1 protein-coding gene and 1 pseudogene are annotated in these 1,085 nt (G+C 44.2%); one reads left to right on the top strand and one right to left on the bottom strand.

Features of this window, described 5'->3' with window-relative positions; translation table 11 throughout:
- A pseudogene (locus R7O13_RS24475) lies at positions 1-308 on the bottom strand (sensor domain-containing diguanylate cyclase); the annotation flags it as partial.
- 137 nt (positions 309-445) lie between these two features.
- Here R7O13_RS24475 and R7O13_RS24470 point away from each other — a divergent pair.
- Positions 446-1,051 (top strand): alpha-ketoglutarate-dependent dioxygenase AlkB family protein, encoded by a 606-nt coding sequence (locus R7O13_RS24470; RefSeq protein ID WP_069534862.1) that lies wholly within the window; start codon positions 446-448, stop codon positions 1,049-1,051.
- The last annotated feature ends 34 nt before the right edge of the window (positions 1,052-1,085 follow it).

Here is a 1,085-nt window from a genome sequence, read left to right as displayed (position 1 = left end):
CCGATGACCGTGATGTGCTTACTTTTGTTAAGAATACGATCGGCGGCAATGCTTAGCTCCTCTTCTTCGCTATTTGGCAGCAAAGTGATTAGCGTCGCTAATGTGCTGGCTTTGTAAATATCAGCCATGAGTACCGCTTCCAAATTGGAGCGGAGAATAGACAGTTGTTCTTTGGCTTCAACTTGCACGCGCTCTTGCTGAAGGTCTTGCTGATTCTGATGCAACAGCTCAATAACACCAACACACAAGGCAACAAAAGCGAAAAAGAACAGTGCAAAATAGCACTGCTTTCTGGGTGAATAACGCATTAGCTCCCCACTAGCTCGTCCGTTACTACGAGAATTATTCTTTTATTGTTAAAATTCTTATTATCTACAAGAATAACCAATAGCCTTTGCAAAGGTAATAATTATCTGAAATTTTTATGGTTTAAATAGGCAACGGGATGCAAGGACAAGGCGATTTATTTGAAAGTACGGATTGGCAAGAGGTACGCCAAGGTAAGCTCTTTTATCAGCCAAACTTTCTTTCTCAGCAAGAAGCGGATACGTACTTTTCAACGCTTAGGAGTACCTTACCTTGGCAACAAGAACGCATAACCATTTTCGGGAAATCGGTACTTCAACCTCGTTTGCAGACTTGGCATGGCGATGCGCCTTACACCTATTCGGGTTTAACCATGGCACCTCACCCTTGGACGTCTGAGCTGTCATCACTCAAGGCTCGCTGTGAAAGCCTTGCCAACACCCCGTTCAACTCTGTATTGGCGAATCTGTATCGCGACGGTCAGGACTCGATGGGATGGCACCAAGACAATGAACCAGAGCTGGGCAGAAATCCGGTGATCGCCTCGTTGAACTTAGGTGATACGCGCCGATTTGTGCTACGAAATTTACATTGTAAAACTCAAATAGAATATGAGCTCGGCCACGGCGCATTATTGATCATGGCTGGGGAGCTTCAGCACCATTGGAGACACTGCGTTCCCAAAACAGCCAAACCAAAAGGAGAACGTATCAACCTGACTTTTAGACATATTTTGAACTATTGACTCAGGTTTTACATTCTTAACAAACATTGATGAT

The organism is Vibrio sp. Y176, from assembly GCF_033438945.1.
Note: the sequence above shows the minus strand (reverse complement) of the source record. Positions and strands in the feature narration are given on the sequence as shown.